Source organism: Kitasatospora sp. NPDC017646 (assembly GCF_044329365.1).
Lineage (GTDB): Bacteria > Actinomycetota > Actinomycetes > Streptomycetales > Streptomycetaceae > Kitasatospora.
This window is the reverse complement of the sequence record NZ_JBIRJC010000002.1, coordinates 159,251-184,254: the sequence shown is the minus strand read 5'-3', so window position 1 is coordinate 184,254 and position 25,004 is coordinate 159,251. Positions and strand designations below refer to the sequence as shown.

At 73.0% G+C, this 25,004-nt stretch carries 27 protein-coding genes and 1 pseudogene; 14 read left to right on the top strand and 14 right to left on the bottom strand.

Annotation, left to right across the window (positions count from 1 at the left end; genetic code table 11):
• Positions 1–55 precede the first annotated feature (55 nt).
• On the top strand, positions 56–613 hold the full coding sequence (locus ACH4J0_RS03875; RefSeq protein ID WP_396236077.1) for a hypothetical protein: 558 nt from the start codon (positions 56–58) through the stop codon (positions 611–613).
• Positions 610–1,065, top strand: a complete 456-nt coding sequence (locus tag ACH4J0_RS03870; RefSeq protein ID WP_396236076.1) for a hypothetical protein — start codon at positions 610–612, stop codon at positions 1,063–1,065. The genes ACH4J0_RS03875 and ACH4J0_RS03870 overlap by 4 nt, the downstream gene beginning before the upstream one ends.
• On the opposite strand, the gene ACH4J0_RS03865 is transcribed toward ACH4J0_RS03870, so the two are convergent.
• Positions 1,005–1,883, bottom strand: a complete 879-nt coding sequence (locus tag ACH4J0_RS03865) for a helix-turn-helix transcriptional regulator (RefSeq protein WP_396236514.1) — start codon at positions 1,881–1,883, stop codon at positions 1,005–1,007. The two genes, ACH4J0_RS03870 and ACH4J0_RS03865, sit on opposite strands and share 61 nt — an antisense overlap.
• Before the next feature lie 111 nt (positions 1,884–1,994).
• On the opposite strand from ACH4J0_RS03865, the gene ACH4J0_RS03860 reads away from it, so the two are divergent.
• Complete coding sequence (locus tag ACH4J0_RS03860) at positions 1,995–3,440, top strand: MFS transporter (protein WP_396236075.1); 1,446 nt, start codon at positions 1,995–1,997, stop codon at positions 3,438–3,440.
• 368 nt (positions 3,441–3,808) lie between these two features.
• Here ACH4J0_RS03860 and ACH4J0_RS03855 read toward each other — a convergent pair whose 3' ends face one another.
• The gene (locus tag ACH4J0_RS03855) at positions 3,809–4,420 is read right to left on the bottom strand and encodes an alpha/beta hydrolase (protein WP_396236074.1); all 612 of its coding nucleotides are present in this window, start codon (positions 4,418–4,420) and stop codon (positions 3,809–3,811) included.
• 50 nt (positions 4,421–4,470) lie between these two features.
• Entirely contained in the window at positions 4,471–5,742 is a 1,272-nt protein-coding gene (locus tag ACH4J0_RS03850) for an MFS transporter (protein ID WP_396236073.1), read from the bottom strand.
• Between the two features lie 91 nt (positions 5,743–5,833).
• Here ACH4J0_RS03850 and ACH4J0_RS03845 point away from each other — a divergent pair, with 91 nt between their 5' ends.
• Together ACH4J0_RS03845 and ACH4J0_RS03840 are read left to right on the top strand one after the other, a co-directional pair.
• Entirely contained in the window at positions 5,834–6,070 is a 237-nt protein-coding gene (locus ACH4J0_RS03845; protein WP_396236072.1) for a hypothetical protein, read from the top strand.
• Positions 6,071–6,094: 24 nt separating this feature from the next.
• Positions 6,095–6,268: pseudogene (locus tag ACH4J0_RS03840) on the top strand (DUF3626 domain-containing protein); the annotation flags it as partial.
• Here the strand turns inward: ACH4J0_RS03840 and ACH4J0_RS03835 are convergent.
• On the bottom strand, positions 6,247–6,993 hold the full coding sequence (locus ACH4J0_RS03835) for a helix-turn-helix transcriptional regulator (RefSeq protein ID WP_396236071.1): 747 nt from the start codon (positions 6,991–6,993) through the stop codon (positions 6,247–6,249). The pseudogene ACH4J0_RS03840 and the gene ACH4J0_RS03835 overlap by 22 nt on opposite strands.
• Positions 6,994–7,003: 10 nt before the next feature.
• Complete coding sequence (locus ACH4J0_RS03830; RefSeq protein ID WP_396236070.1) at positions 7,004–7,942, bottom strand: alpha/beta hydrolase; 939 nt, start codon at positions 7,940–7,942, stop codon at positions 7,004–7,006.
• 383 nt (positions 7,943–8,325) lie between these two features.
• Here ACH4J0_RS03830 and ACH4J0_RS03825 point away from each other — a divergent pair, with 383 nt between their 5' ends.
• The 3 genes from ACH4J0_RS03825 to ACH4J0_RS03815 all read left to right on the top strand — a co-directional run bounded on the left by ACH4J0_RS03825 (position 8,326) and on the right by ACH4J0_RS03815 (position 11,559).
• Positions 8,326–9,444: a threonine aldolase family protein gene (locus tag ACH4J0_RS03825; protein WP_396236069.1), complete on the top strand. Its 1,119-nt coding sequence runs from the start codon at positions 8,326–8,328 to the stop codon at positions 9,442–9,444.
• Between the two features lie 92 nt (positions 9,445–9,536).
• Positions 9,537–10,115, top strand: coding sequence for an NADAR family protein (locus ACH4J0_RS03820; protein WP_396236068.1), 579 nt, complete (start codon positions 9,537–9,539; stop codon positions 10,113–10,115).
• Positions 10,116–10,950: 835 nt separating this feature from the next.
• The gene (locus ACH4J0_RS03815; RefSeq protein ID WP_396236067.1) at positions 10,951–11,559 is read left to right on the top strand and encodes a hypothetical protein; all 609 of its coding nucleotides are present in this window, start codon (positions 10,951–10,953) and stop codon (positions 11,557–11,559) included.
• Between the two features lie 73 nt (positions 11,560–11,632).
• On the opposite strand, the gene ACH4J0_RS03810 is transcribed toward ACH4J0_RS03815, so the two are convergent.
• Entirely contained in the window at positions 11,633–13,015 is a 1,383-nt protein-coding gene (locus ACH4J0_RS03810) for a glycine--tRNA ligase (RefSeq protein WP_360425362.1), read from the bottom strand.
• Positions 13,016–13,209: 194 nt separating this feature from the next.
• On the opposite strand from ACH4J0_RS03810, the gene ACH4J0_RS03805 reads away from it, so the two are divergent.
• Genes ACH4J0_RS03805 through ACH4J0_RS03790 form a run of 4 tightly spaced genes read left to right on the top strand, consistent with a single transcriptional unit; the run spans position 13,210 to position 16,413 of the window.
• Entirely contained in the window at positions 13,210–14,205 is a 996-nt protein-coding gene (locus ACH4J0_RS03805; RefSeq protein ID WP_396236512.1) for a metal ABC transporter substrate-binding protein, read from the top strand.
• A gap of 14 nt (positions 14,206–14,219) precedes the next feature.
• Positions 14,220–14,984: a metal ABC transporter ATP-binding protein gene (locus tag ACH4J0_RS03800; protein ID WP_396236066.1), complete on the top strand. Its 765-nt coding sequence runs from the start codon at positions 14,220–14,222 to the stop codon at positions 14,982–14,984.
• A complete protein-coding gene (locus ACH4J0_RS03795; RefSeq protein WP_396236065.1) occupies positions 14,981–15,967 on the top strand; it encodes a metal ABC transporter permease in 987 nt (328 codons plus the stop codon). Before ACH4J0_RS03800 ends, ACH4J0_RS03795 begins: the two co-directional genes overlap by 4 nt.
• A gap of 35 nt (positions 15,968–16,002) precedes the next feature.
• On the top strand, positions 16,003–16,413 hold the full coding sequence (locus ACH4J0_RS03790; protein WP_030290780.1) for a Fur family transcriptional regulator: 411 nt from the start codon (positions 16,003–16,005) through the stop codon (positions 16,411–16,413).
• 65 nt (positions 16,414–16,478) lie between these two features.
• Here the strand turns inward: ACH4J0_RS03790 and ACH4J0_RS03785 are convergent, their stop codons facing one another.
• The 4 genes from ACH4J0_RS03785 to leuA all read right to left on the bottom strand — a co-directional run bounded on the left by ACH4J0_RS03785 (position 16,479) and on the right by leuA (position 20,945).
• Positions 16,479–17,318, bottom strand: coding sequence for an isoprenyl transferase (locus ACH4J0_RS03785; protein ID WP_396236064.1), 840 nt, complete (start codon positions 17,316–17,318; stop codon positions 16,479–16,481).
• A 4-nt stretch (positions 17,319–17,322) separates the two neighbouring features.
• On the bottom strand, positions 17,323–18,069 hold the full coding sequence (gene recO / locus ACH4J0_RS03780) for a DNA repair protein RecO (RefSeq protein WP_396236063.1): 747 nt from the start codon (positions 18,067–18,069) through the stop codon (positions 17,323–17,325).
• A gap of 169 nt (positions 18,070–18,238) precedes the next feature.
• Positions 18,239–18,910: a TerB family tellurite resistance protein gene (locus tag ACH4J0_RS03775; protein ID WP_396236062.1), complete on the bottom strand. Its 672-nt coding sequence runs from the start codon at positions 18,908–18,910 to the stop codon at positions 18,239–18,241.
• Between the two features lie 238 nt (positions 18,911–19,148).
• A complete protein-coding gene (gene leuA / locus ACH4J0_RS03770; RefSeq protein ID WP_396236061.1) occupies positions 19,149–20,945 on the bottom strand; it encodes a 2-isopropylmalate synthase in 1,797 nt (598 codons plus the stop codon).
• Positions 20,946–21,283: 338 nt separating this feature from the next.
• Between leuA and ACH4J0_RS03765 the strand changes: the two genes are divergently transcribed.
• The gene (locus ACH4J0_RS03765; RefSeq protein ID WP_396236060.1) at positions 21,284–22,306 is read left to right on the top strand and encodes a M4 family metallopeptidase; all 1,023 of its coding nucleotides are present in this window, start codon (positions 21,284–21,286) and stop codon (positions 22,304–22,306) included.
• A gap of 75 nt (positions 22,307–22,381) precedes the next feature.
• On the top strand, positions 22,382–22,648 hold the full coding sequence (locus tag ACH4J0_RS03760) for a protealysin inhibitor emfourin (RefSeq protein ID WP_030290773.1): 267 nt from the start codon (positions 22,382–22,384) through the stop codon (positions 22,646–22,648).
• Positions 22,649–22,725: 77 nt separating this feature from the next.
• Here the strand turns inward: ACH4J0_RS03760 and era are convergent, their stop codons facing one another.
• The 4 genes from era to ACH4J0_RS03740 all read right to left on the bottom strand — a co-directional run bounded on the left by era (position 22,726) and on the right by ACH4J0_RS03740 (position 24,953).
• Positions 22,726–23,655 carry a GTPase Era gene (gene era / locus ACH4J0_RS03755; protein ID WP_396236059.1) on the bottom strand — a complete coding sequence of 310 codons (930 nt, stop codon included), beginning with the start codon at positions 23,653–23,655 and terminating at the stop codon, positions 22,726–22,728.
• A 60-nt stretch (positions 23,656–23,715) separates the two neighbouring features.
• Positions 23,716–23,925 (bottom strand): hypothetical protein, encoded by a 210-nt coding sequence (locus ACH4J0_RS03750; RefSeq protein ID WP_396236058.1) that lies wholly within the window; start codon positions 23,923–23,925, stop codon positions 23,716–23,718.
• A gap of 67 nt (positions 23,926–23,992) precedes the next feature.
• A complete protein-coding gene (locus ACH4J0_RS03745) occupies positions 23,993–24,346 on the bottom strand; it encodes a cytidine deaminase (protein WP_350505376.1) in 354 nt (117 codons plus the stop codon).
• Between the two features lie 58 nt (positions 24,347–24,404).
• Positions 24,405–24,953, bottom strand: a complete 549-nt coding sequence (locus ACH4J0_RS03740; protein ID WP_396236057.1) for a DUF4383 domain-containing protein — start codon at positions 24,951–24,953, stop codon at positions 24,405–24,407.
• Positions 24,954–25,004: the final 51 nt, after the last annotated feature.

Genomic DNA, 25,004 nt, shown 5'->3' with positions numbered 1-25,004 from the left:
ATTCGGTGTGGAGCACCACCGACAACGGGCCCCTCGCCGCGGAAGGCTGGAGCACATGACGAGCACCGCATCGCACTCCGCCACTCCGCCGCACGGGCGGCCCGTCCCCGGGGACCACGGGGGTGTCCCCGGGGGCGCGCTCCGCCCGGCGCCGGGGCCGGAGGGGACGCTGCCCACCGGGGCCGGTCCCTGGTCGGTCCGCAGCGTCGGCTCCGGCCGCGGCCGGGCCGCGCTGGAGCTGTACCAGCACGGGGAGTTGACCGACGTCCTGGTCGCCGCCCGGCTCGCACCGCAGCTGGTGCGCGGCGCGCGGCGCAGCCCGTCCGCCGGGCGTGGCTGGTACGTGCTCGCCTGGGGGCGGCTGCCCGCCGGCGGCGCGGCCCCGTCGGTGGTGTTCACCGGCGGGTGGCGGCCGTTGCGCACGGTCCGGGCGGCGGCGGCCGAAGTGGTCACGGTGGCCGGGCTGTTCTGGCTCGCCTGGGCCGAGGGGCCGTACGACACGGTGCTGGTCGAGCACCCGGCGGGCGGGCCCGCCGAGCGGCTGGCGTTGCGGCGGGTGCGGTCGCGGCGGGTGCGGTCGCCACGGGCGGCCGGCGTCGGGGGTGTGGCATGAGCTTCGCCGTCGTCCCCGGCGCTCCGGCCTTCGTGCTGCCGGAGCGGTTCCGGCGGCTGCCGCGGCTGGCCGCCCTCGGGCTGCTGCCCTGGCTTACGGTCCTGGCCGTGAACCACGAGGCCCCGTGGGTGGTGCTGGACCTCGCGGAGTTCGCCGCCCTGCTGTCGCTGGACGCGCTGCTGCGCCGGCGCAGTGCCGCCGCCCCGTGGCTGGGCGGGGTGGTGGCGCTGCTGCTGGCCGGGGACGCCCTGGTCGACATCGCCTTCGCCGGGCCGGGGCACGCGGTTCTGGCCGCGCTGGTGATGGCGTGCTGCGTCGAACTGCCGCTGGCGGCGGTGTGCCTGCTGCTCGGGCGCGAGGCGGTACCCGGTCGGCGCTGGGCGGCCGGGACTCAGTGCTGGGCGGGCAGTTCGTCCATCAGCAGGCGGGTCTCCTCGTCCAGCGGGGTGTAGTTGATCAGGCGCGTCCCGAGCCGGGGGCCGAGCCAGAAGTTGGTGTAGTTGCAGCGCAGCAGGCCCACGCCCGGCACCAGGAAGCGCTTGATCCCGTTGCCCGGCCCCATCACCTCGTGCCGCTGCCACTCCTCCTCGAAGTCCGGCGAGGCCTTGCGCAGCCGGGCCAGCAGCGCCTTCCAGGCCGGCTCGGCGGAATGGTCGGCCATCGCGGCGCGGAACCGGGCCACCATGCCGATCCGTTCCGTCCGGTAGTCGATCAGCACCTCGCGGAAGCGCGAGGGGGTGAACGCCAGCCACATCAGGTTCCGCTCCTCGGGCGGCAGTTCACCGAGGTCGCCGACCAGCGCGGTGTACGGCACGTTGTGCGCCAGGATGTCGTAGCGGGAGTTGACCACCGCGGCCGGGTACGGCGCCAGCTGTTCCAGCACCAGGCGCACGCTCGGGGTCACCGAGGGGCACTCCGTCACCGGCGCCGGGTCGTCCGCGCCGGCCAGGGTGAACAGGTGCGTCCGCTCGCTCGGGTCCAGCAGCAGCGCCCGGGCCACCGCGTCCAGCACCTGGGCGGACACCTGGATGTCCCGCCCCTGCTCCAGCCACGTGTACCAGGTCACCCCGACGGCGGCCAGCTGCGCCACCTCCTCCCGGCGCAGCCCCGGGGTGCGGCGGCGGCCGGTCATCGGCAGGCCCACCTGCTCGGGCGCGATCCGCTCGCGGCGGCTGCGCAGGAACGCCGCCAGGTCGTGCCGGCGGGCCTCGTCCGGGGTGCGGCGGTGCGGTCCGGCGAGAGCGGGACGGGCTTGCGCGGCCGGGGTCATCAGACTCATGCTCCCCAGCATGCGGCACGCCGCAGCCTGTTGCCAGGTACTTCTTATACCTGGATAACCACACTCTGGTACCAGGGTACGAAGCGGCGGATCGTATGACCCGTGACTCAACAACTCGCCGTCGCCCCGGCCCCGACCCGGACCGCCCCCGCAGCCGCTCCCCACACCCCCACCCTCGGCACCGCCGGGCTGGTCACCGTCCTGCTCGGCGCCTTCCTGCCGATGCTCGACTTCTTCATCGTCAACGTCGCCCTGCCCACCATCGACAAGGACCTGGCCGCCGGACCCGCCGTCCTGGAACTGGTCGCCGCCGGCTACGGCATCGCCTTCGCCGTCCTGCTCGTCCTCGGCGGGCGGCTCGGCGACATCTTCGGCCGCCGCCGGCTCTTCGTCGCCGGCGCCGCCGCCTTCGCCCTCACCTCGCTGGCCTGCGGCCTCGCCCCCGACGCGTGGTCCCTGGTGGCCGCCCGGGCCGCCCAGGGCGCCTCGGCCGCCCTGCTGATCCCCCAGGTGCTCGGCACCATCACCGCCGCCACCGACGGCGCCCGGCGCGGCCGCGCGCTCAGCGTCTACGGCGCGGTCGGCGGCATCTCCGTGGTGATCGGGCAGGTGCTCGGCGGGATGCTGGTCGCCGCCGACCTGTTCGGCACCGGCTGGCGCTCGGTCTTCCTGCTGAACGTGCCGTTCGCGCTGCTCGCCGTCGTCCTCGCCGTCCGGTACGTCCCGGAGAGCCGGGCCACCCGGGCCGCCGCCGTGGACGTCCCCGGCACCGCCCTGCTCACCGCCACCCTGCTCTCCCTGCTCGTCCCGCTGATGGAGGGCCGGGCGGCCGGCTGGCCGCTCTGGTCCTGGGTGCTGCTCGCCCTGTTCCCGGTGTTCGCCGTCGCCTTCGCCCTGGTCGAGCGGCGCGCCGAACAGCGCGGAGCCGTCCCGCTGGTGCCGCCCACCCTGCTGCGGATCCCCGAGATGCGGCGCGGTCTCGGCATCGCCCTCCCCTACTTCGCGGGCTTCGGCGGCTTCATGTTCGTCATCGCCGTCGCCCTCCAGCAGGGCCTGAAGCTCGGTGTGGTCGCGGCCGGGTGGGCGCTCGTCCCGATGGCCGTCGGCTACTTCACCGCCTCGCTCTCCGGACCTCGGCTGATCGGCCGCTGGGGCAGCCGGGTGCTCAGCGCCGGCGCCGTCATCCAGGCCGTCGGCCTCGCCACCATCGCCCTGACCGTCCTCGCCGACGAGGCCCACTTCTCCCCGCTGCGGATGGCGCCCGGAGTCGCCCTCGCGGGCATCGGCCAGGGCCTGATCGGCACCCCGCTGTTCCGGGTCGTCCTCTCCAAGGTGCCCGCCGCCCGGGCCGGCGTCGGCAGCGGCGTCCTCGCCACCAGCCAGCAGTCCAGCCTCGCCCTCGGCGTCGCCACCCTCGGCACCCTCTACCTCTCCCTCTCCCCCAGCCTCGGCATGGGTCGGGCGCTCGCCCTGTGCCTGGGCATCCAGCTGCTCGGCTCCTTCACCGTGCTGTACCTGACCACCCGCCTGCCCCGCTCCATCGGCTGAGCCCGCGGGCCCCACGGGCCCCGGGCGACGGCGAGCGGCCCCGCGATCGGTTCCTTCCGGTCGCGGGATCTCGCCGCCCGGCCCCGAGCAGCGGGTGCTGGACGCCGCGGCGGACCTACTGGACCGCGTGCTCCGCGTCCGCCTGTCCGACCCGGCCCTTCGGGCCGCCAGCCGCTTCCCCGACCCGGCGCCTGCGCACGCTCGACGCCATTCACCTCGCCAGTGCCGAGCACCTGGGACCCGCGCTCACCGCCTTCGTCACCTACGACAAGCGCCTCGCCGAAGCGGCCGACGAACGTGACCTGCCGGTCACCACGCCGGGTTCGGCGCTGGGCGCCGAACCCGGCGGCAGTCCCGCACAGCAACCATCAGCTCGGTGTCGGCCCGTCGCCGGGCGTCAGCGAGCCGATGAAGCCGTCCAGTCGTGCGACGACCTCGCGCAGGGTGTCGACGGAGCCGATCGGGTCGTGGGGCAGTTCGAGGCCGTGGTCGGCGGCGGGCAGTTCCAGGACCTGGTGGCCGGTCGAGTCGGCGACGGCCCGGTCCCACATCCTGTCGGCGCTGCCGCCGATCAGGAGGGTCGGTGCCGAGGCCCGGTGGAGGGCGCGGGTCACGTGGTCGAGGGTCAGCACGGGGGTCAGCCAGGCGGCCGCGAGGTGGCGGTCGGCGGCGAGGCCGGCGGCGAAGCAGCCGAGCGACTTGCCGACCAGCAGCCGGCAGGCGCCGCGCTCGGCGTCGACGGCGTCGGCGACCTGCCGCTCGACCCAGGCGATCCGCTGGTCCATCGCGAAATCGACGAATCCGGACGGGAGTTGCCACCACAGCTCCTGGACCGTCCAGCCGTGCCGCTGGAGTACGGAGCCGGCGAAGTGCAGCAGTGGGCGGGCGGGCGAGTAGCCGGTGCCGGGGATGACCAGGGCGACCCGGTCCGGATCGCCGTCGAAGCGGGTGGGGAGGCCGAGGGCGGCAGGAGCGGACATGGCCGCAGGCTACCTCCCGAACCGCCGCACACGGACGGCCGTTCGGCGCTTCACGCCCGAGTCACCCCGGGCAGCGCCGGCCGGGGCCGGGTGGCGACCACCGCGAGGGTGCCGGCCAGGGCGATCGAGGCGAAGACGGCCAGTGCCCCGGTGGTGCCGACCGCGCCGGCCAGCGCGCCACCCAGCAGCGCGCCCACCGGAATGACGAGTTGGCCGATCGAGCGGGACAGGCCGAGCACCCGCCCCAACTGCTCGGGCGGAGAGAGCTGTTGCTGCAAGGTCACCCAACTGACGCCCCAGACCGTCGCGCAGAAGCCGAACACCAGCTGGTAGGTGATCAGCACCGGGAGCGCGGCCCCGAGCGAGGCCAGCGGGATCAGGAACAGGGCGGAGGCGGCGAGCGGGCCGAAGACCGGGATCACCCGAGTCAGGCCGACCCGTCGGATGACCCGCTTGGCCGTGAACACGGCCGTCACCGCGGCGATGCTGTAGACGGCCTGCGTCAGCCCGAGCCCGCCCGGGCCCAGGTCCACGACCTGGTAGGCGTAGTACGCGAAGAGACCGCCGAGCCCGGCCCCGCCGAGGTTGAGGGCGGCCGCGGCGACGGCGAGCCGGGCCAGCAGCGGCCGGTCGCGCAGGACGCCGATCCCCTCCCGCAGCGACTCGGCGATCCCGGGACGTGCGGCGGGCCGCTCCGGCTCCTCGTCCCGCGGGAGCCGGGGAAGGCTCACGGCCAGCGCGGACAGCCCGTAGCTGACCGCGTCCGCCACCATCGCGGTGGCGGCACCCACCGCCTGCACCAGGGCGGCCGCCAGCCCCGGCCCGGCGATCTGGCCGACCGAACGTGCCCCGGCCAGCTTGGCGTTGACGGCCACCAGTCCGTCCTCGGACACGAAGTCCGCCACCACGGTCGGCACCGCGATGGCGGAGACCCCGCCCAGCGCGCCGGAGACGGCGGCGACCGCGTACAGCTGCACCAGTGTCAGCGCGCCGACGGCGTGCGCCAGCGGGACGGTGGCGATCAGCAGCAGCTGGATGACGTCCACCGCGACCAGCAGCCGGCGGCGGGAGGAGATCCGGTCGACCAGCACCCCGGCGAACGGCCCGGTCAGCCCCTGGATCCCGTACTCCAGGGCGAAGACCAGCGAGGCCGCCAGCGGCCCGGCGTCCAGCAGGAGGATCGCCAGCGTGGGCAGGGCCAGCGCCGTCACCTGAGTGCCCGCCACACTGACGCCCTGGGCGAACATCAGGGCGGGCACGGCGCTGCGGGAGGATCGAGGAGCAGCTGCCGCGGGCACTTCCCCTGCGTTCTCATCTGCCATTGCCCCAAGCTACTTCATCCCGTCGAGGCGCCGCAGTCCTTACTGCCCTTGCTGGTTCGTGCAATGATCGATCCCAGAGGGAAGGGATTCCATGGGCTTCGTTCTCGCGTTCCTGGCCGCCCTCGTGGCCACGATCGTCGGCACCACCCTGTTCCTGGTACGCCGGGAGCGGGGCCGCCGGCGCCGGGCGGGCGAGAGCGAGGGCCTGCTGATCGAACAGCACCGGACCGCCCAGGCCGCCCGGATCCGCTACACCTACACCAGCGCCTCCATGCACCACGGCAACAACGGCTTGATCACCGAGGAGCTGCACAAGCACCACTCCTGAGGGCACCACTCCTGAGGACGCGCGCCGGTCCGGATCGCCCACGACGTCGAGGCCCTGGTGCTGGACCCCTGTCACCGGGGCACGGCCGTCGAGGAGGCGGCCCGCCGCCTCGCCTGCCCGGTGGAGCGGCACCCCGGCTTCCGGCTCACCGTCCAGGAACTCCGGCGGCATCCCGACTACCGCGGGCGGGAGTTCGTCGAGGACACCCCCGACGCCGCCAGCGCTCCCAGCGCCGCCGGCCGCACCGCGCCCGCGGCGGTCGAGCCGAGCAGCAGGGCGGACAGGTCGTGCGGCGGCGCCGGTTCCCCCGTCGGGGCCGCCGCCGTGATGCGGTCCAGCCGGAAGCCCCGGCCGGCCCGCCGGGTGCGGCACCAGGCGATCAGGTACCACTTGCCGTCGGCGGTGAGCAGCCCGGCCGGTTCGACCAGCCGGTCGCTCTCCCGCCCGGCCGCGTCCAGGTAGGACAGCCGCAGCACCGTGCTCCCGGTGAGGGCCTGCTCGACGGCCGTGCGGACCGACTCGGCGGTGCGGGCCGGCAGCGCGACGATCCGGGCGGCGAGGTCCCTGGCCGCCGTCGAGGCGGGGCCGCTCATCGAGGCCGCGATCTTCTGCGAGGCCGTACGGGCCGCTCCGGCGTACGGGGCGGAGGCGTCGGCCGCCGCCAGCGCGGCGACCAGGGCGGAGGCCTCTTCGGGGGTGAAGCGGATCGGCGGGAGGGTCATCGCCGGGTCGATCGACCAGCCGCCGCCGCGCCCGGTGACGGTGCGCACCGGGACGCCCGCCGTCATCAGCGCCTGGAGGTCGCGCTGCACGGTGCGAGTGCTCACCTCGAAGCGGGCGGCGAGCGCGGCGACCGTCAGGGGCCGGGGCGCCGCCGCGCGCAGCTCCTCCACCAGTGCGTAGAGCCGGGGGGTGCGATCCATGCGGCCGACGCTACCGTCCTGCGGCCGCCAGGAAGTCCCGCTCCCGCCGGTGCTCGCGCGCGGTGACGGCCAGCGGGAACAGGGTGAAGCCGTGCATCGCACCGGCCACCACGTCGAGTCGGACAGGCGCACCGGTCGCCCGCCACCGCTGGGCGAGGAAGCGCGAGTCGTCCAGCAGCGGGTCCTCAGTGCCGACGACCATCCGGGCCGGCGGCAGGCCGGTCAGGTCGGCGTACAGCGGGGAGACCTCCGGGTCGCGGCGCTGCTCGGAGGTCATACCTGGCGTGAACAGCTCGTAACTCCCGCGGAGAGAATCGGAGTTGCTCAGCAGCCGCCGGGAGCCGAACAGCCGCTGGCTGGGCGTCATCGACAGGTCGTACGGACCGAAGGCCAGGTGGGCGGCCCGGAACACGCCGGTGAGGCCGTGCCGGTCGCGCAGGCGGAGCAGGGTCAGGACGGTGAGGTGGGCGCCGGCCGACTCGCCGCCGATCAGCAGCCGCCGGGTGCCGAACTCGGCCTCGGCGTGCTCCACCAGCCAGCGGGCGGCCGCCTCGCAGTCGTCGGGCCCGGCGGGGAAGGGGTGCTCGGGCGCCAGGCGGTAGTCCACGCTGACCACGGCCAGTCGGGCGTCGGTGGCCAGGCGCCACAGCTTCTCGTCCTGCCCGCCCGCCGAGCCGAAGACCCAGCCGCCACCGTGGATGTGCAGGTACACGCCGTCGACGTGCTCGGGAACGAAGACCCGGACCGTGACCCCGCCCGGCAGGCCGCGGTCGCGGCCCTGCGGCAGTCGTACCGGGGGCGTGTCGCCGCCGAGGCGGTTGGTCCGCAGGTGTTCGAGTGCGGCGGCGTCCAGGGTCCGCCCACGCGGCGGGCGGAGTGCGGCGGTGGCCTCGAACTGCGCGTTGAAGGCCAGGGTCTCAGTGAGGCAGTCCTCGTCGGTGATCGTCATGAGTCGATCCTGACAACCGTCCGCGACAACTCGATGTCACCCTTTTCCGGTGACCCGCGTCACACTCCCCCCGGGGCCGGCGCCGCCTGCGTCGCGGTGGCAAGGGTGTGATCGAGCCCCCGGGGCACCGCCGGCCCGACGGCAACGTCCGCCCCGGTCAGGCCGGCAGGCGGTCATCGCCCGGCCCTCGCTGGGCTCGGCGCCCCGCCGGGCTCGACCGGGCGGCTCGCCGAGCGGTTCGCCGAGCGGTTCACGGTGACTCCGCAGGAGGGCGGACGGCGGCCCGGCCCGACGGTTCACCGCCCCATCCGCCGACTCCGGGCCCGTCCGCCGTTGCTGAAATCCGGTGGTCCGACCGTCGTACGGCGTCCGAGAATCGCCGGATGACCCACGACGATCAGATCGACTGGGGGCGCCTGCGCGCGGCCCGCCGGGCCTGCACCCGCTTCCTCTCCGGCAGCCGCCCCCTCACCATCCACGAGCGGCTCACCACCCTCGCCGCCACCGTCGACCCCGACCTCTACCCCGACGTCTACGGCAACGGCGGCCCGGTCGGCGAGCTGGAGGCGCGCACCGCCGCGCTCCTGGGCACGGCGGACGCCGTCTTCTTCCCCAGTGGCACCATGGCCCAGCAGGTGGCGCTGCGCCACCACGCCGAGCGGACCGGCAACCGGGCCGTGGCCCTCCACCCGCTCAGCCACATCGAGCGGCACGAGCGGCACGCCCACACCCAGCTGACCGGCCTGCGCGGCCTCTGGCCCACCACCGAACAGCGCCAGCCCACGCCCGAGGAACTCCGCGCGCTCGGCGAGCCCTTCGGCACCCTGGTGGTGGAACTCCCCCTGCGGGACCCCGGCTTCCTCCTCCCCACCTGGGAGGAACTCACCGCGCTCACCGCCGCCGCCCGCGAAACCGGCGCCCGGGTGCACTTCGACGGCGCCCGGCTGTGGAACACCACGGCTCACTTCGGCAGACGGCTCGACGAGATCGCGGCGCTCGCCGACAGCGTCTACGTCTCCTTCTACAAGGACCTCGGCGGCATCAGCGGCGCCGCGCTCGCCGGGGACGAGGAGCTCGCCGCCTACGCCCGCACCTGGCGCCACCGCTACGGCGGCCAGCTCTACCAGCAGTGGCCGGCCGCGCTCTCCGCGCTCTCCGGGCTGGACACCGTGCTCCCGGAGCTGCCCGGCTACACCGCCCACGCCGCGGTCCTCGCCCCCGCCCTGGCCGCCCTCCCCGGTGCCCGCATCCACCCGGCCGCGCCGCCCACCCACGAGTTCCAGCTCTGGTTGCCCCACTCCGCGAAGGCCCTGAACGAGGCCGTCCTCGCCCTCGCCGAGCAGGAGCGGACCTGGTTCGTCCCGGAGTGGACCGACGCCGCCCCCGGCCTCGCGATGGCCGAGGTGAGCCTCGACGGTCCGGCACAGGCGTGGACGACCGAGGAGGTCACCGAACTCGGACTGCACTTCCTGGAGTTGGTCGCAGCGGCCGAGAAGGGCTGACCGGCGGCGGCGCCGCCGAAGCCCCGCCCCCCGCCCCTTCACCACGGCAAAGGGTTGGCGGCCGCCGGACCCTTCGTGTCAGAATGACGATTATGAGCAAGCAGCATGTGGGGGACCTCGCCGACGTCCGCGACCGCGAGGCGCTGGCCGCCCTGATGGCCGCCGGGGCGCGCCCGAAGTGGGTGATGTTCTGGGGGCATACCGCGCGCAAGGACGGCGGGACGCGGCAGGAGTGCCTGAGCCAGTGGTGGCCCGGACGCTTCGCCGTCGACGGGGTGACGTACGCGTCCGCCGAGCACTGGATGATGGCCGGGAAGGCCCGGATGTTCGGGGACGAGGCCGTCGAGCGGCAGGTGCTGGAGGCCCGCACGCCCGCCGAGGCGAAGAAGCTGGGCCGACTGGTGAAGGGCTTCGACGAGAAGACCTGGGCGGCGGGCCGCTTCGACCTGGTGGTCGAGGGGAACGTCGCGAAGTTCGGCCAGGACGAGACCCTGCGGGAGTACCTGCTGGGCACCGGCGGTCGCGTCCTGGTCGAGGCCAGCCCGCTGGACCGGATCTGGGGCATCGGGCTCGCCGCGGACGACATCCGCGCCGAACGGCCGTTGGAATGGCGGGGGTTGAACCTGCTCGGGTTCGCCCTGATGGAAGCCCGGGCGCGGCTGGCCGGATGAGGCCGGTCGTCGCACCGCCGGCCGGGGCGGTGGCGGTCCCGACCGTCGCCGCCCCACCGCTCGCGCCCGGGGCCGGCCCGCACCGCAGGGCGCCCCTCCCCCGGAGCGTGACCGGCGCACTTCTCGCAACGGCCGCCCTCTGCGCGCTCCTTGACACCACTCGGGCACGGCTGGTCGCGCTCCCGTAACTCCTTCGCCACATTCCGACGCCAGGATGGCCCGCAGTCAGGGTTCAGATGGACAGGTTGGGGCGATCATGCGCATGCGGTCGACGGAAGAATCCGCAGGCCAGCAGCCGGAGGGCGAGCAACGGGCCGCCGAACTCCGGGCAGAACTTGACGAGTTGCTCAGCGCGAGCCGCTACGCGGGCCAACGCGAACGGCGGCTGAACGAGGCGATACGGGCGGCCCCGGGCCGCCGGCGCCCGGACGGCGACCTGCTGCGGCAGCTCGCCCAGGCCCGCACCCTCCGCGAGGGGCTGGGCGCACGCTGCCTCCAACTGAGCGAACAGCTCCAGGAGTTGGAGGCAGATCTAAGACAGCGGCAGCACCCGCAACCCCCGCAACACCCCAGAGTTCCGCGACCCCCACAAGCCCCACGACACCCCCGGCCGCCCCAACCCCCGCTCCCCCCGCAGCCGCAGCCACAGCCACAGCCACGGTCCCACGACCAGGCCCCGCCGCCTCCGTCACCGCCGCCCGCCCGGCCCGACCTCGGCGCCCTCACCGAGCGGATCACCGGCCTCCACCGGCGCGGCGCCCTCCCCGAGGCCGAGGAACTGCTGAACCGGGCCGCCGCCCGCCTCGCCCCCGCCGACGCGGCGTCACTGGTCGGGATGCTCTCCCGGCGCGGCCCGACCGGCGCCTCGCTCCACCTGGCCCGCACCGCCGCCGACGGCGGCCCGGACCACGCCGTCGCCGTCCTGGCGGAACTGCGCGAACTGGGCCTGGCCGAGGAGGCCGCCGAGCTGTTCCACGCGTTCTGGACCCACCCGGCGCCCGCCGTCCCGGCCCTGCTCGCCGCGCTGGAGCGGGCCGGACAGCACGCCGACTGCGCCACACTGCTCTGGGAGTGGGGCTCGGCCCCGACGCCGGAGCTGACCTCCCTCGCCGCCTGCCTCCAGCAGCACGGCCGCCCCGCCGACGTCCGGACCCTGCTGCGCCAGGCGGCCGGCCGCCCGACCGCCGACCTCGTCGGACTCGTTACGGAGCTGCCGCCCGCGCTCGCCACCCTGTTGCTGCGCGAGCTGGCCACCCTGCGCCCGTCGGTCGAACTGGTGCGCCTGGCGGCCGCGCTGGACGGCCGCCCGGACCTCTACGGGCAGCTGCTGGCCGCGCTGCTCGCCGACGGGCCCCGCCACCGCACCACCCTGGCCGCCCTGCGCGGCGCCGGGCTGTCGACCGCCCCGCCGGGCGCCCAGCGCTCCCGCTGGAGCCGGCGCTGAAGCCCGCGGAAAGCAGGGAGCCCCCGCCCGCCCCCACGGAGGAGGACGGCCGGGGGCTCCCGGAGCACCGGACTCAGCAGCCGATCAGACGGGCCGCCAGGTAGCCCTTCACCTGGTCCAGCGACACGCGCTCCTGCGACATGGTGTCGCGGTCGCGAACGGTCACCGCGTTGTCCTCGAGGGTGTCGAAGTCGACCGTGACGCAGAACGGCGTGCCGATCTCGTCCTGGCGGCGGTAGCGCTTGCCGATCGCGCCCGCGTCGTCGAACTCGACGTTCCACGCGGTGCGCAGGTCGGCGGCCAGGCCGCGGGCCTTCGGGGAGAGGTCGGCGTTGCGCGACAGCGGCAGGACGGCGACCTTGACCGGGGCCAGGCGGGGGTCGAGCCGCATGCCGACGCGCTTCTCCATGACGCCCTTGGCGTTCGGCGCCTCGTCCTCGAAGTAGGCGTCGATCAGGAAGGCCAGCATGGCGCGGTTGAGGCCGGCCGCCGGCTCGATGACGTACGGGAAGTACCGCTCGCCGCTCTCCTGGTCGAAGTACTTGAGGTCCTGGCCGGAGGCCTCGCTGTGCACCCGCAGGTCGTAGTCGGTGCGGTTGGCGACGCCCTCCAGCTCGGAGAACTCGCTGCCACCGAAGTTGAAGCGGTACTCGATGTCCACCGTGCGCTTGGCGTAGTGGGAGAGCTTCTCCTTCGGGTGCTCGAAGAAGCGCATGTTCTCGGTGCGCAGGCCGAGGTCGACGTACCAGTCCCAGCGCTGCTGGAGCCAGTACTCGTGCCACTGCTCGTCCTCGCCCGGCTTGACGAAGAACTCCATCTCCATCTGCTCGAACTCGCGGGTGCGGAAGATGAAGTTGCCGGGGGTGATCTCGTTGCGGAAGCTCTTGCCGGTCTGGGCGATGCCGAACGGCGGCTTCTTGCGCGAAGTGGTCTGGACGGCCTTGAAGTTGGTGAAGATGCCCTGGGCGGTCTCCGGGCGCAGGTACGCCAGGCCGGCGGCCTCCTCGGTCACGCCGAGGTGGGTCTTCAGCATGCCCGAGAAGTCCTTGGGCTCGGTGAACTGGCCCTTGGTGCCACAGTCGGGGCAGTTGACGTCCTTGAGGCCGTTCGGCGGCGGGAAGCCGTGCTTGGCCTCGTACTTCTCCTCCAGGTGGTCGGCCCGGTGGCGCTTGTGGCAGGACATGCACTCGGTCAGCGGGTCGTTGAAGGTGGCGACATGGCCGGAGGCCTCCCAGACCTCGCGGGCCAGGATCACCGACGAGTCGAGTCCGACGACGTCCTCACGGGCCTGGACCATCGCACGCCACCACTGGCGCTTGATGTTCTCCTTGAGCTCGACACCCAGCGGTCCGTAGTCCCAGGCGGCACGCGTGCCGCCGTAGATCTCGCTGCAGGGGTAGACGAAGCCACGGCGCTTGCTCAGGCTGACGATCGTGTCGATCTTGTCGGCGGCCACAGTGCTCTCTTCAGTACGTACGGCACGGTCAGGGCACGGCTGGTTGCGCGTACCCGAATACCTCAGGTTACCGGCCAGACGGGTACGGGGTTCAAATCGGTATCGTCCGACTCCCCCCGCCCACGGTCACCTCCCGTTCACCCGTTCGAGTGAGTTGACAATCATTTCCAATTCAGATGAGAATGATTGTCATGATGATCGGACTGTCTGGACGCCGGACCCGCACCACCCTGGCCCTGACCGCCACCGCGCTCGCGGCCTCGCTGGCCCTGACGGCCTGCGGCGGCAGCAGCAGCGCCAAGGGCACGGACGGCAAGCTGAACGTCGTCGCCTCCTTCTACCCGATGGAGTTCCTGGCCCAGCAGATCGGCAAGGACCACGTCTCGGTCACCGACCTCACCGCGCCCGGCGTCGAACCGCACGACCTGGAGCTCACCGCCAAGCAGGTCGCCGGCGTCCAGAAGGCCGACGCGATCCTCTACCTCAAGGGCCTCCAGCCCACCGTCGACCAGGCCGTCGACCAGGCCTCCGCCAAGACGAAGATCGACGCCACCGCCGCCAGTCCGCTGGTCGACCACCACCTCGACGAGGGTGCCGAGGGCGGGGACGCCCACCAGGACAAGGGCCCGGCCGGCGACCCCCACATCTGGCTCGACCCGGCCCGCTACGCCGCGATCGCCAAGAGCGTCGGCGACGGGTTCGCCAAGGCCGACCCGTCCCATGCCGAGGACTACAGGAAGAACACCGACGATCTGGTCACCAGGCTCACGGCCCTGGACCAGGAGTTCCAGGCCGGGCTGAAGGACGTCGGGACGAAGACCTTCGTCACCAGCCACGCCGCCTTCGGCTACCTCGCCGACCACTACGGCCTCACCCAGGTCGCCATCAACGGCGTCGACCCGGAGTCCGAGCCCACCCCGGTCCGCCTCGCCGAGGTGCAGAAGGCCGCCAGGGACAACGGCGTCACCACGATCTTCTTCGAGACCCTGGTCAGCCCCAAGCTCGCCGACACCGTCGCCAAGGACCTCGGCCTCAAGACCGCCGTCCTGGACCCGCTGGAGGGCGTCAAGGACCCTGCCGAGGACGACTACCTGAGCGTCATGCGGCAGAACCTGGCCAGCCTCCGGGCCGCCCTCGGAGCACCGGGCAGCGCCCCTGCCGGCGCTCCCACCCCTGCCGCCACCAGCTGACGGGAAGCACCGCCATGACCCACCCGATACCCCCGGCCGTCCGCCTCCGGGACGCCGTCGCCTCGCGCGGCGGCCGCCCGGTGCTGCGCGGCGTCGACCTCACCGTCCGACCGGGCGAGGTCGTCGCCCTGCTCGGCGCCAACGGCTCCGGCAAGTCGACCACCGTCAAGGCCGTGATCGGCTCCGTGCCGCTGGAGCAGGGCACCCTGGAGCTGTTCGGCACCCCGTACGGCTCCTTCCGCGCCTGGCACCGGATCGGGTACGTCCCGCAGCGCACCACCGCCGCCTCCGGCGTCCCGGCCACCGTGCGCGAGGTGGTCTCCACCGGGCGGCTGGCACAGCACCGGCTGCTGCCCTTCCGCCGCAAGGACCGCGGCGCGGTGGACCGCGCGCTGGCCGCCGTCGGCATGCTGGACCGGGCCGGGGACGGCGTCACCGACCTGTCCGGCGGCCAGCAGCAGCGGGTGCTGATCGCCCGCGCCCTGGTCGGCACCCCCGACCTGCTGATCATGGACGAGCCGATGGCCGGCGTGGACGCCGTTAGCCAGCAGGTACTGGCCGACACCCTGCGCACCGAGGTCGGGCGCGGCGCCTCCGTCCTCCTCGTCCTGCACGAACTCGGGCCGCTGGAGCCGCTGATCGACCGCGCCGTGGTGCTGCGGGACGGCTGCGTCGCGCACGACGGCCCGCCCGTGCCCAACACCGGCCTGCACGCGCTGCCCGGCCACGACCACGTCCACCCGCACGCCGACCTCACCCCGCCGAGGCTGCTCGCATGACCGAGATGCTCTCCTACGACTTCATGCAGCGCGCCCTGCTCGCCGCCGTGCTGGTCGGGATCACCGCCCCCGCCGTCGGCATCTACCTGGTGCAGCGCCGCCAGGCCCTGATGGGCGACGGCATGGGCCACGTCGCGATGACCGGGGTCGGCCTCGGCTTCATCTTCCAGACCAGCCCGGTCTGGATGGCCGTGCTGGTCTGCGTGCTCGGCGCGGTCACCATGGAGCTGGTCCGCTCGCGCGGCAACCAGCGCGGCGACATCGCCCTCGCGATGCTCTTCTACGGCGGCATGGCCTGCGGCAAGCTGCTGGTCTCGATGTCCGCCCAGGCCGGGGCCGGCTCGCTGGAGAGCTACCTGTGGGGCTCCATCCTCACCGTGGCCCCCGAGGACCTGGCCACCATCGCGGTGCTCGGCGCCGTGGTCATCGCCGTCACCGTCGGCCTGCGCCGCCAACTCTTCGCGATCTGCCAGGACGAGGACTTCGCCCGGGTCACCGGCGTACCGGTGCGCGCCCTCAACCTGCTGCTCGCGGTGATGGCCGCGGTCACCGTCACGGTCGCCATGCGGGTGGTCGGACTGCTGCTGGTCAGCGCCCTGATGGTGGTCCCGGTGGTCGCCGCCCAGCAGCTCACCCGCTCGTTCGCCGCCACCCAGGCCGCCTCGATCGCGCTCGGCGTGGTGGTCTCGCTGGCCGGCGTCACCGGCTCCTACCACCTCGACGTGCCCTCCGGCCCGGCCATCGTGCTGCTCGCCATCGCGGTCTTCGCGGTGTTCAGCGTGATCGCCGCCCCGCTCGCCCGCCGCCGCCACCGCCGCGGCGGCGACACCGCGCAGGGGCCGCAGGTCTGCGACGTCCGGCTCCCGGGGCAGGGCCCGAGCCGGATCCCCGGCCAGGTCCCCGGTCAAACCCCCGGCCAAGTCCCGGGAAAGACTTCCTCCGACACGGCCACTCCGGAGCGGCGGGCCGGACTGGCACAATGAGGTGCGTGACGCCCACGACCCCAGGAGGACCCACGGTGACCACCGCAGGCCCGTCGCCGCGCGCCCGATCGACCCGGCAGCGTGCCGCCGTCTCGGCGGCCCTGGACGAGATCGCGGACTTCCGCAGCGCGCAGGAGCTCCACGACCTGCTCAAGCACCGCGGGGACTCCGTCGGTCTGACCACGGTCTACCGCACCCTGCAGTCGCTCGCCGACGCCGGTGAGGTGGACGTGCTGCGCACCGCCGACGGCGAGGCGGTCTACCGCCGGTGCAGCAGCGGGCACCACCACCACCTGGTCTGCCGGCACTGCGGCGCCACCGTCGAGGTCGAGGGTCCGGCGGTCGAGCGCTGGGCCAACGCGGTCGCCGCCGAACACGGGTTCAGCGACATCGCCCACACCCTGGAGATCTTCGGCACCTGCGCGGACTGCGCGAAGAAGGACTGAAGCCCGGGTACGGCGAGGGGCCCGCAGGAATCGTTCCTGCGGGCCCCTCACCGTACCGGGAGGCGTCAGCGCTGGGCGGGCAGCACGCCCGGCGCGGGGAGCTCGTTCGGGATCGCCCCGCCGAAGCGGCGGTCGCGCATCGCGAACTGCTCGCAGGCGCGCCACAGGTCACGGCGGTCGAAGTCCGGCCAGAGCACGTCCTGGAACACGAACTCGGCGTACGCGGACTGCCAGAGCAGGAAGTTGGAGGTGCGCTGCTCGCCGCTGGGGCGCAGGAAGAGGTCCACGTCCGGCATGTCCGGGTGGTACATGTAGCGGGCGAGTGTCTTCTCGTTGACCTTCTTCGGGTCCAGCTTCCCGGCCGCGACGTCCTGCGCGATCGCCTGTGCGGCGTCGGCGAGTTCGGCCCGGCCGCCGTAGTTGACGCACATGTAGAGCGTCACCGCGTCGTTGCCCTTGGTCTGCTCCTCGGCGACCTGCAGCTCCTGGACGACGCTCTTCCACAGCTTGGGCATCCGGCCGGCCCAGCGGATCCGCACGCCCATCTTGTCCATCTCGTCGCGGCGGCGGCGGATGACGTCCCGGTTGAAGTTCATCAGGAACTTCACCTCGTCGGGGGAGCGCTTCCAGTTCTCGGTGGAGAACGCGTACAGCGAGATGTTCTTGACGCCCAGCTCGATCGCGCCCTTGAGGACGTCCAGCACGACGGACTCGCCGATCTTGTGGCCCTCGGTGCGGGGCAGCCCGCGCTCCTTGGCCCAGCGGCCGTTGCCGTCCATCACGATGGCGACGTGGTCCGGGACCAGCTCGCCGGGGATCTTCGGGGGCTTTGCGCCGCTGGGGTGCGGGGTCGGGGGTTCGTAGTCCCGCTGCTTGCCGCCGCCGAAGAGCCGTCGCGCTGCCATGTGCTCACTTCTCCACGTATCTCATCGAGCGGATGCCCCGCTCCAGGTGCCACTGCAGATAGGCCGCGACCAGGCCGCTGCCCTCCCGCCAGTACCGCGGCTCGCAGGCGTCGGCCGTCCGCCAGTCCCCTGACAGCAGCGCCCCGAGCAGTACCAGTGTCTCAGGGGAGGGTACGGCACATCCGGGCACTCGGCAGTCCGCGCACAGCACCCCCCCGGCGGGGAGCGAGAAGAATCGGTTCGGCCCGCCCAGGCCGCACTTGGCGCAGTCGGTGAAGCTCGCGCCGTACCCGTTCACCGCGAGCGAGCGCAGCAGGAAGGCGTCCAGCACCAGGTGCGACTCGTGCAGCCCGGCCGCCAGCGTGCGCAGCCCGCCCACCAGCAGCAGGTACTGCTGGACGGCCGGCTCGCCCTCGTTCTCGGCGAAGCGCTCGGCCGTCTCCAGCATCGCCGTGCCGGCGGTGTAGCGGCCGTAGTCGGTGACGATCGAACCGCCGTACGGGGCGATGGTCTCCACCTGGGTGCACAGCGGCAGCCCGCGGCCGACCAGCTCGCTCCCCCGGCTGAAGAACTGCACGTCGACGTGCGAGAACGGCTCCAGGCGGGCACCGAACTTGGACTTGGTCTTCCGCACCCCGCGGGCCACCGCGCGCACCTTGCCGTGCTGGCGGGTCAGCAGGGTGATGATCCGATCGGCCTCGCCGAGCTTCTGCGCCCGCAACACGACGCCGTCGTCCCGGAAAAGACTCATGGGAACCATTGTCCCCCAGGGCCCGCCCCGCCACGGACAGCCGTGTTGCCCGCACCGGGGGCCGTGGGGGAGGACCACTGCGGTGCGGGTCACGGCGGGCCCGGAGGGGGATCGGGCCCGTTTGTGGGGGATACGGAAGGTCTGCGGGGGCGCGGGGGGCGCCGGGGTCCTACAGGTTCTCGTACGGCGCCCGGGTCGCCGCCTCCAGCAGCGCCGGCACCTGGCTCTTCGGCAGGTCCAGACAGCTCCCGACCGCGGCCAGCGCCTCGCGCTCCTGCGGCAGGTAGCGCCCGTCGGCCAGGGCGATCGCGGCGCCCTGCAGCAGCAGCCGCTCCCGGCCCTGCCGGGCCAGGTGCGGGGCGAGCGGTTCGAGCACCGCGTGCAGCTCCACGGCCAGGCCCCCGGCCATCCCGTGGGCGTCGTGGAGTTCGCCGCCGAGCCCGGACAGCGCGGCGAGCGCGGCCAGCACGTGGGCCTCGCCGCAGTCCTCGAACCCGGCCTCGCGCACCGCCGTGCAGGCCGCCTCGCGGGCCGCCCGGTGGGCGGTGCCGCCGGCCGCGAGCAGGGCCAGCGCGATGGTGTACTGGGCGTCCCGCAGCATCGCGCCGAGGCGCACGCTGGTGGGCTGCTCCAGGGCTTCGACGCCGTAGCGCCCGTGGCAGCTGGTGCACTGCACGCTGCCGATCACCGGCCCGAGCGGGAGGACCGGGGTCCCCAGCAGGCGCAGCCAGCGCCGGCCGTGCTGCCGGCGGTAGTTGCGGTCCCCGCCGCAGCCCGGGCAGAAGAAGTCACCGAGAACGTCGGTCCGCCACCTCGGACGAACACCCCACAACCTGGTCACGGCGCCACTCCCCAGACATGGCAGGCGGCCTGCACAACTATGGGCAGGTCACGCGACCGGACACCGAGCCGTCCCACCGACCCGGCTTTCCGGTGGATCGATGTTGCCATGGTTACCGGCACGTGTCAGTACCTCGAACGGCTTCCGATCCGAAAAGATGTGGCGCAGGCCACAATGCGCGACCCGCACGGCGAAGGGCCGCCCGCCGGGACGGCCCTTCGCGTACAACCCTTACGAATCAGCCGCGCTGCGAGCGGTTGACGGCGCTGATCATCGCCTTCAGCGAGGCCAGCACGGTGTTGCCGTCGATGCCCACGCCCCACAGCACCTTGCCGTCCACCGCGCACTCCACGTAGGCGGCGGCCTGGGCGTCGCCGCCCTCGCTCAGCGCGTGCTCGGCGTAGTCCAGCACCCGTACGTCCACGCCGATCCGGGCCAGCGCGTCCGCGAAGGCCGAGACCGGGCCGTTGCCGGTGCCGGACAGGGTCACCGGGGCGCCGTCCACCACGGCCTCGGCGGTCAGTGCGTCCCGGCCGTCCTCGGTGGTCAGGCTGCGCGAGCCGGCCAGCGACAGCCGGCCCCACGCGTTGGCCGGGGTCGGCAGGTACTCGTCCTCGAAGACCCGCCAGATCTCGGCCGGGGTGACCTCGCCGCCCTCGGCGTCGGTCTTGGCCTGGATGATCCGGGAGAACTCGATCTGCATCCGGCGCGGCAGGTCCAGCTTGTGGTCGTTCTTCAGGACGTACGCGACACCGCCCTTGCCGGACTGGCTGTTGACCCGGATGACCGCCTCGTAGGTGCGGCCGACGTCCTTCGGGTCGATCGGCAGGTACGGCACGCCCCAGGTGTGCTCCTCCACCGGGACCCCGGCCGCCTTCGCGTCCGCCTCCAGGACCTCGAAGCCCTTCTTGATGGCGTCCTGGTGCGAGCCGGAGAAGGAGGTGTACACCAGGTCACCGGCGTACGGGTGGCGGGGGTGCACCTCCATCTGGTTGCAGTACTCGGCGGTGCGGCGCACCTCGTCGATGTCGGAGAAGTCGATCTGCGGGTCGATGCCCTGCGAGAACAGGTTCATCCCCAGCGTCACCAGGTCGACGTTGCCGGTCCGCTCGCCCTGGCCGAACAGGCAGCCCTCGATGCGGTCGGCGCCCGCCATGTACGCCAGTTCGGCGGAGGCGACGGCGGTGCCGCGGTCGTTGTGCGGGTGCACCGACAGGCAGACGAACTCGCGGCGGGACAGGTGGCGCGACATCCACTCGAACTGGTCGGCCTGGACGTTCGGGGTGGCCCGCTCGATGGTGGCCGGCAGGTTCAGGATGATCTCGCGGCCCCCGCCGGGCTGCCAGACGTCCATCACCGCCTCGCAGACCTCCAGCGCGAAGTCCAGCTCCGTGTCCACGAAGATCTCCGGCGAGTACTGGTAACCGAAGACGGTGTCGTCGCCCAGCAGCTTCTCCGCGTACTCCATCACCAGCCGGGTGCCGTCGACGGCGATCGCCTTGGTGGCCGCCCTGTCGTTGCGGAACACCACCCGGCGGAACAGCGGGGCGGTCGCGTTGTACAGGTGGACGGTCGCCCGCGGGGCGCCGACCAGCGCCTCGACGGTCTTCTCGATCAGCTCCTCGCGGGCCTGGGTCAGCACCGAGATGGTGACGTCCTCCGGGATCGCCCCCTCCTCGATCAGCGACCGCACGAAGGCGTGGTCGGTGGCGCCGGAGGACGGGAAGCCGACCTCGATCTCCTTGTAGCCCATGGCGACCAGCAGGTCGAACATCTTCCGCTTGCGGGCCGGGGACATCGGGTCGATCAGCGCCTGGTTGCCGTCCCGCAGGTCGGTGGAGAGCCAGCGCGGCGCCTTGGTGATCACCTTGTCCGGCCAGGTGCGGTCCGGCAGGTCGACGGTGCCGAACGGCAGGTAGCGCCCGTGCCGCATGCCCGAGGGCCGCTGGCGGACGGAGGCGGCGGTGATCGGGGTCGGCCGGTCGACGAAGGCACGAGCGGCGGGGACGGGCGCGGCGGAGGTCTGCTCGGTCATGGAGGTGACTCTCGGCTTCCTGTGGATGCTTGGGTAGCGGGGCGGGTCGGGAGGGATCAACACCGACTGGCCGGCCTCTGCTGCCGCTCGCGATACGCCGTTGGATCGCCGATTCCGCGCACAGCTCGTTCCCCGCGGCGAGGGAGCCGGCCTCAGTGGACTACAGGCCCTCGACGCGGCAGCTAAGAAGAAGCAGTCCGTTGCGCATGATGGGACCCAGCGTAACCCAGCGCCGCGCGCCCCCGAAGTGATCCGGGCTCCCGTTCCACCCCTTGAGACGTCGACCGGTCCTGCGCAAGGTGATGACAAAGCGTCATCGAGGCCTCACTCTGGGCCACATGAGTGCAGCAGTCCCGATCTGCGCGATCGTCCCGCCGTACGTCCTGGACCGCCTCGCCGGGGCCGGTCACGAGCCCGCCGTCCGCTCCCTCGCCCTCGACACCGCGCACCGCGCGGCCCGTCTCACCGCTCCCCCGCCGACCGTCGGCGCCCCCGGACTGAACCGGGTGATCGCCGACGCCGGGCACAGCCAGCGGCTGCCCGGACGCACTGTCCGCACCGAGGGCCACGCCCCGGTCACCGACGCCTCCGTCAACCACGCCTACGACGGCCTCGGCGACACCTTCACGCTGTACTCCCAGGTCTTCGGCCGCGACTCGATCGACGGTCGGGGCCTGCGTCTGGACGCCAGCGTGCACTACGGCCAGAACTACGACAACGCCTTCTGGAACGGCCAGCGGATGGTCTTCGGCGACGGCGACGGCCAGATCTTCGGGGACTTCACCGCCTGCGTCGACGTCATCGGCCACGAACTCACCCACGGCGTCACCCAGTTCACCGCCGGACTGGAGTACCAGGACCAGCCCGGCGCGCTGAACGAGTCGATCTCCGACGTCTTCGGCTCGCTGGTCAAGCAGTACGCGCTGCACCAGAGCGCCGCCGACGCCGACTGGCTGATCGGCGCCGGCCTGCTCGCCCCCGGCATCCAGGGCGTGGCGCTGCGCTCGATGATGGCCCCCGGCACCGCCTACGACGACCCCCAGCTCGGCAAGGACCCGCAGCCCGCGCACATGCGCGACTACGTGAACACCGCCGACGACAACGGCGGGGTGCACATCAACTCCGGCATCCCCAACCACGCGTTCTACCTGCTGGCCACCGCCCTCGGCGGCCAGTCCTGGGACCGCGCCGGGCGGATCTGGTACGACGCCCTGACCGGCGGCGGGCTGTCCGCCGGCGCCGACTTCACCGCCTTCGCCCGGGCCACGGTGGCCGCCGCCAAGGCCCGTTACCCCGACCAGCCCTCGATCGCGGACACCGTGACGGCCTCCTGGTCCCAGGTCGGCGTCAGCCCGGGATGAGGGCGGACGGGCCCCGAAGGTCACGGTCCGGGAAAAGTGCCGCAAAAGCCGTCCCTGGGTAGCACCATGGACACCATGCGTATCCAGGTGACCCGGACCGGCGGCCTCGCCGGAATCGTCCGCCACGCGGAGCTCGACACCGTCGACCGCACGGACGCCCCACACGTCCACGCGCTCGCCCGCGAAGCCGTCGCGGGCGGGCTGCGCGCCCCCTCGTACGGCGTGCCGGACGGCTTCCACTACGAGATCACCGTCGACGGGCGGACGGTGCACTGCGCCGACCCCAAGCTCACCGACTCGCAGCGGGAGCTGGTGTCGCTGGTGCTGCGCGAGGGCGCCTGACCCCCGCGCAGCACCGGCGACTCCGACCCGGGCCGACCGGCACGACCGGCACGACCGGCACGACCCGGACGGGACCGTCAGAAGCCGAGCTTGCGCAGCTGCTTGGGGTCGCGCTGCCAGTCCTTGGCCACCTTGACGTGCAGGTCCAGGTAGACCGGCGTGCCGAGCAGTGCCTCGATGTGCTTGCGGGCGGTGGTGCCCACGTGCTTGAGCCGCGCGCCCTTGGCACCGATGACGATCGCCTTCTGACTCTGCCGCTCGATGTAGACGTTGGCGTGGATGTCCAGCAGCGGGCGGTCGGCGGGGCGGCCCTCGCGCGGCAGCATCTCCTCGACCACGACGGCCAGCGAGTGGGGCAGTTCGTCCCGCACGCCCTCCAGGGCTGCCTCGCGGATCAGCTCGGCGACCATGATCTGCTCGGGCTCGTCGGTGAGGTCGCCCTCCGGGTAGAGCTGGTCGCCCTCGGGGAGCAGCTTGGTGAGCAGGTCGGCAACCAGCTCGACCTGCTTGTCGCCGACGGCGGAGACCGGGATGATCTCGGCCCACTCGAAGCCCAGCTCGACGCCGAGCTGCTGGATGGCGATGAGCTGCTCGGCCAGCCGCTTGGAGTCGACCAGGTCGGTCTTGGTGACGATGGCGACCTTGGGGGTCTTCTTGATCCCGGCGATCTCCTTGGCGATGAACTTGTCGCCGGGGCCGATCTTCTGGTCGGCGGGCAGGCAGAAGCCGATCACGTCGACCTCGGCCCAGGTGGTGCGGACCAGGTCGTTGAGGCGCTCGCCGAGCAGGGTGCGGGGCTTGTGCAGACCGGGGGTGTCGACCAGCACGAGCTGGGCGTCCGGGCGGTGCACGATGCCGCGCACGGTGTGCCGGGTGGTCTGCGGGCGGTCGGAGGTGATCGCGACCTTCGTCCCCACCAGGGCGTTGGTCAGGGTCGACTTGCCCGCGTTGGGACGGCCGACGAAGCACGCGAACCCGGAGCGGTACGAGGAGGAAGGGGCATTCATGGGCTCCATTCTCCCTGATCACCGGAGTCCCGCGGTCCGGGGCCGGTCGTCACGCTCCGCTCAGCTCTTGCCGCCCCGCCCGACCAGTGAGAACAGCACCAGCAGCACCAGGAAGGCGAGCGAGCCCCAGAGCCAGTAGACCGTGCCGGTCTCCTGCCACTTGCCCATCCCCATCACGAACAGCACCAGCCCGGCGACGAACGCCAACGCCCCCATGCCCCAGCCCCTCACCGAGTCCACTCCCCCGGTGAGATTATCGGCTGAACGCATGGGGGCATGGCCCGTTCCGCGCGGCCGGAAGCCCTCGACCGGCGCTCGACGGCGCCGCGGAAACCCCTCAGCGGGCCTCGGCCGACACCCGCAGCGTCCCGTCCGGACCGGCCAGCAGCACCGGCGTCCCGGCGCCGCCCAGGTCCCGCACGGCCGCCAGGTCGGCCTCGGCCGGCTGCTCGGCCTCGCTCACCACGGCGGCCGCCTCCAGCGACTTCGCACCGCTGGCCACCGCCATCGCCACCGCCGTCTGCAGGGCGCTCAGCCGCAGCGACTCCAGCGCGACCGTCCCGGCGACGTAGGTGCGGCCGGTCTCGTCACGAACCGCGGCCCCCTCGGCCACGCCGTTGCGGGCGCGGGCCGAGCGGGCCAGGGTGATGATCTTCTTGTCTTCGGGGTCCAGCTCGACGATGTCACTCATGCCGCCGAGCATAGGCGGCCCGCCAACCCGCCCCGGAGGCGAGCGGGTGGGTCACGGCTCAGTGGCCGACCGGGTGGGTGCGCCCACGGTTCGGGTTGATCACCTTGACGAAGGTCTTCGGCCCGGAGGGCAGCGACTCCTCGCCCGAGTTCCGCTTGCGCCAGAACGGGTTGTCGTGCGGCAGGTGGCTGCTCACCCGGCCGTACATCCCGAAGGTGGTCAGGATGATCCCGAAGACGAACGCGAACAGCACGTTCGACATCCGGAAGTTGAGGATGTTCGCGTCCGGCCGGCCGAGCACGGTCAGTCCGTAGAAGCCGGACAGGACGAACAGCAGACCGACCACCATGTTGAGGTTGGACGCGAAGTTCCCGCCGATCACCGCGCCGATCACCAGGATCGCCCCCATCACGACGGACAGGATGCTCAGCGCCCCGTTGGTCGACAGTGCGGCGATCCGGTCACCGTGGGTGGCCAGGAAGCCGGGATGGTCGGTCAGCCCCAGGATCCCGAACACGATCAGGAAGATGCCCCCCAGGCCGGCCCCGATCCGCCACACCAGGGCGAGCCGGCGGTCGACGGTCGGCAGTTCGTCGTGCAGCTTCATGGCACCTCCAGAGCTTCGCGACTCCCCGGCCGTGCGGACGGCCAGGGCCTG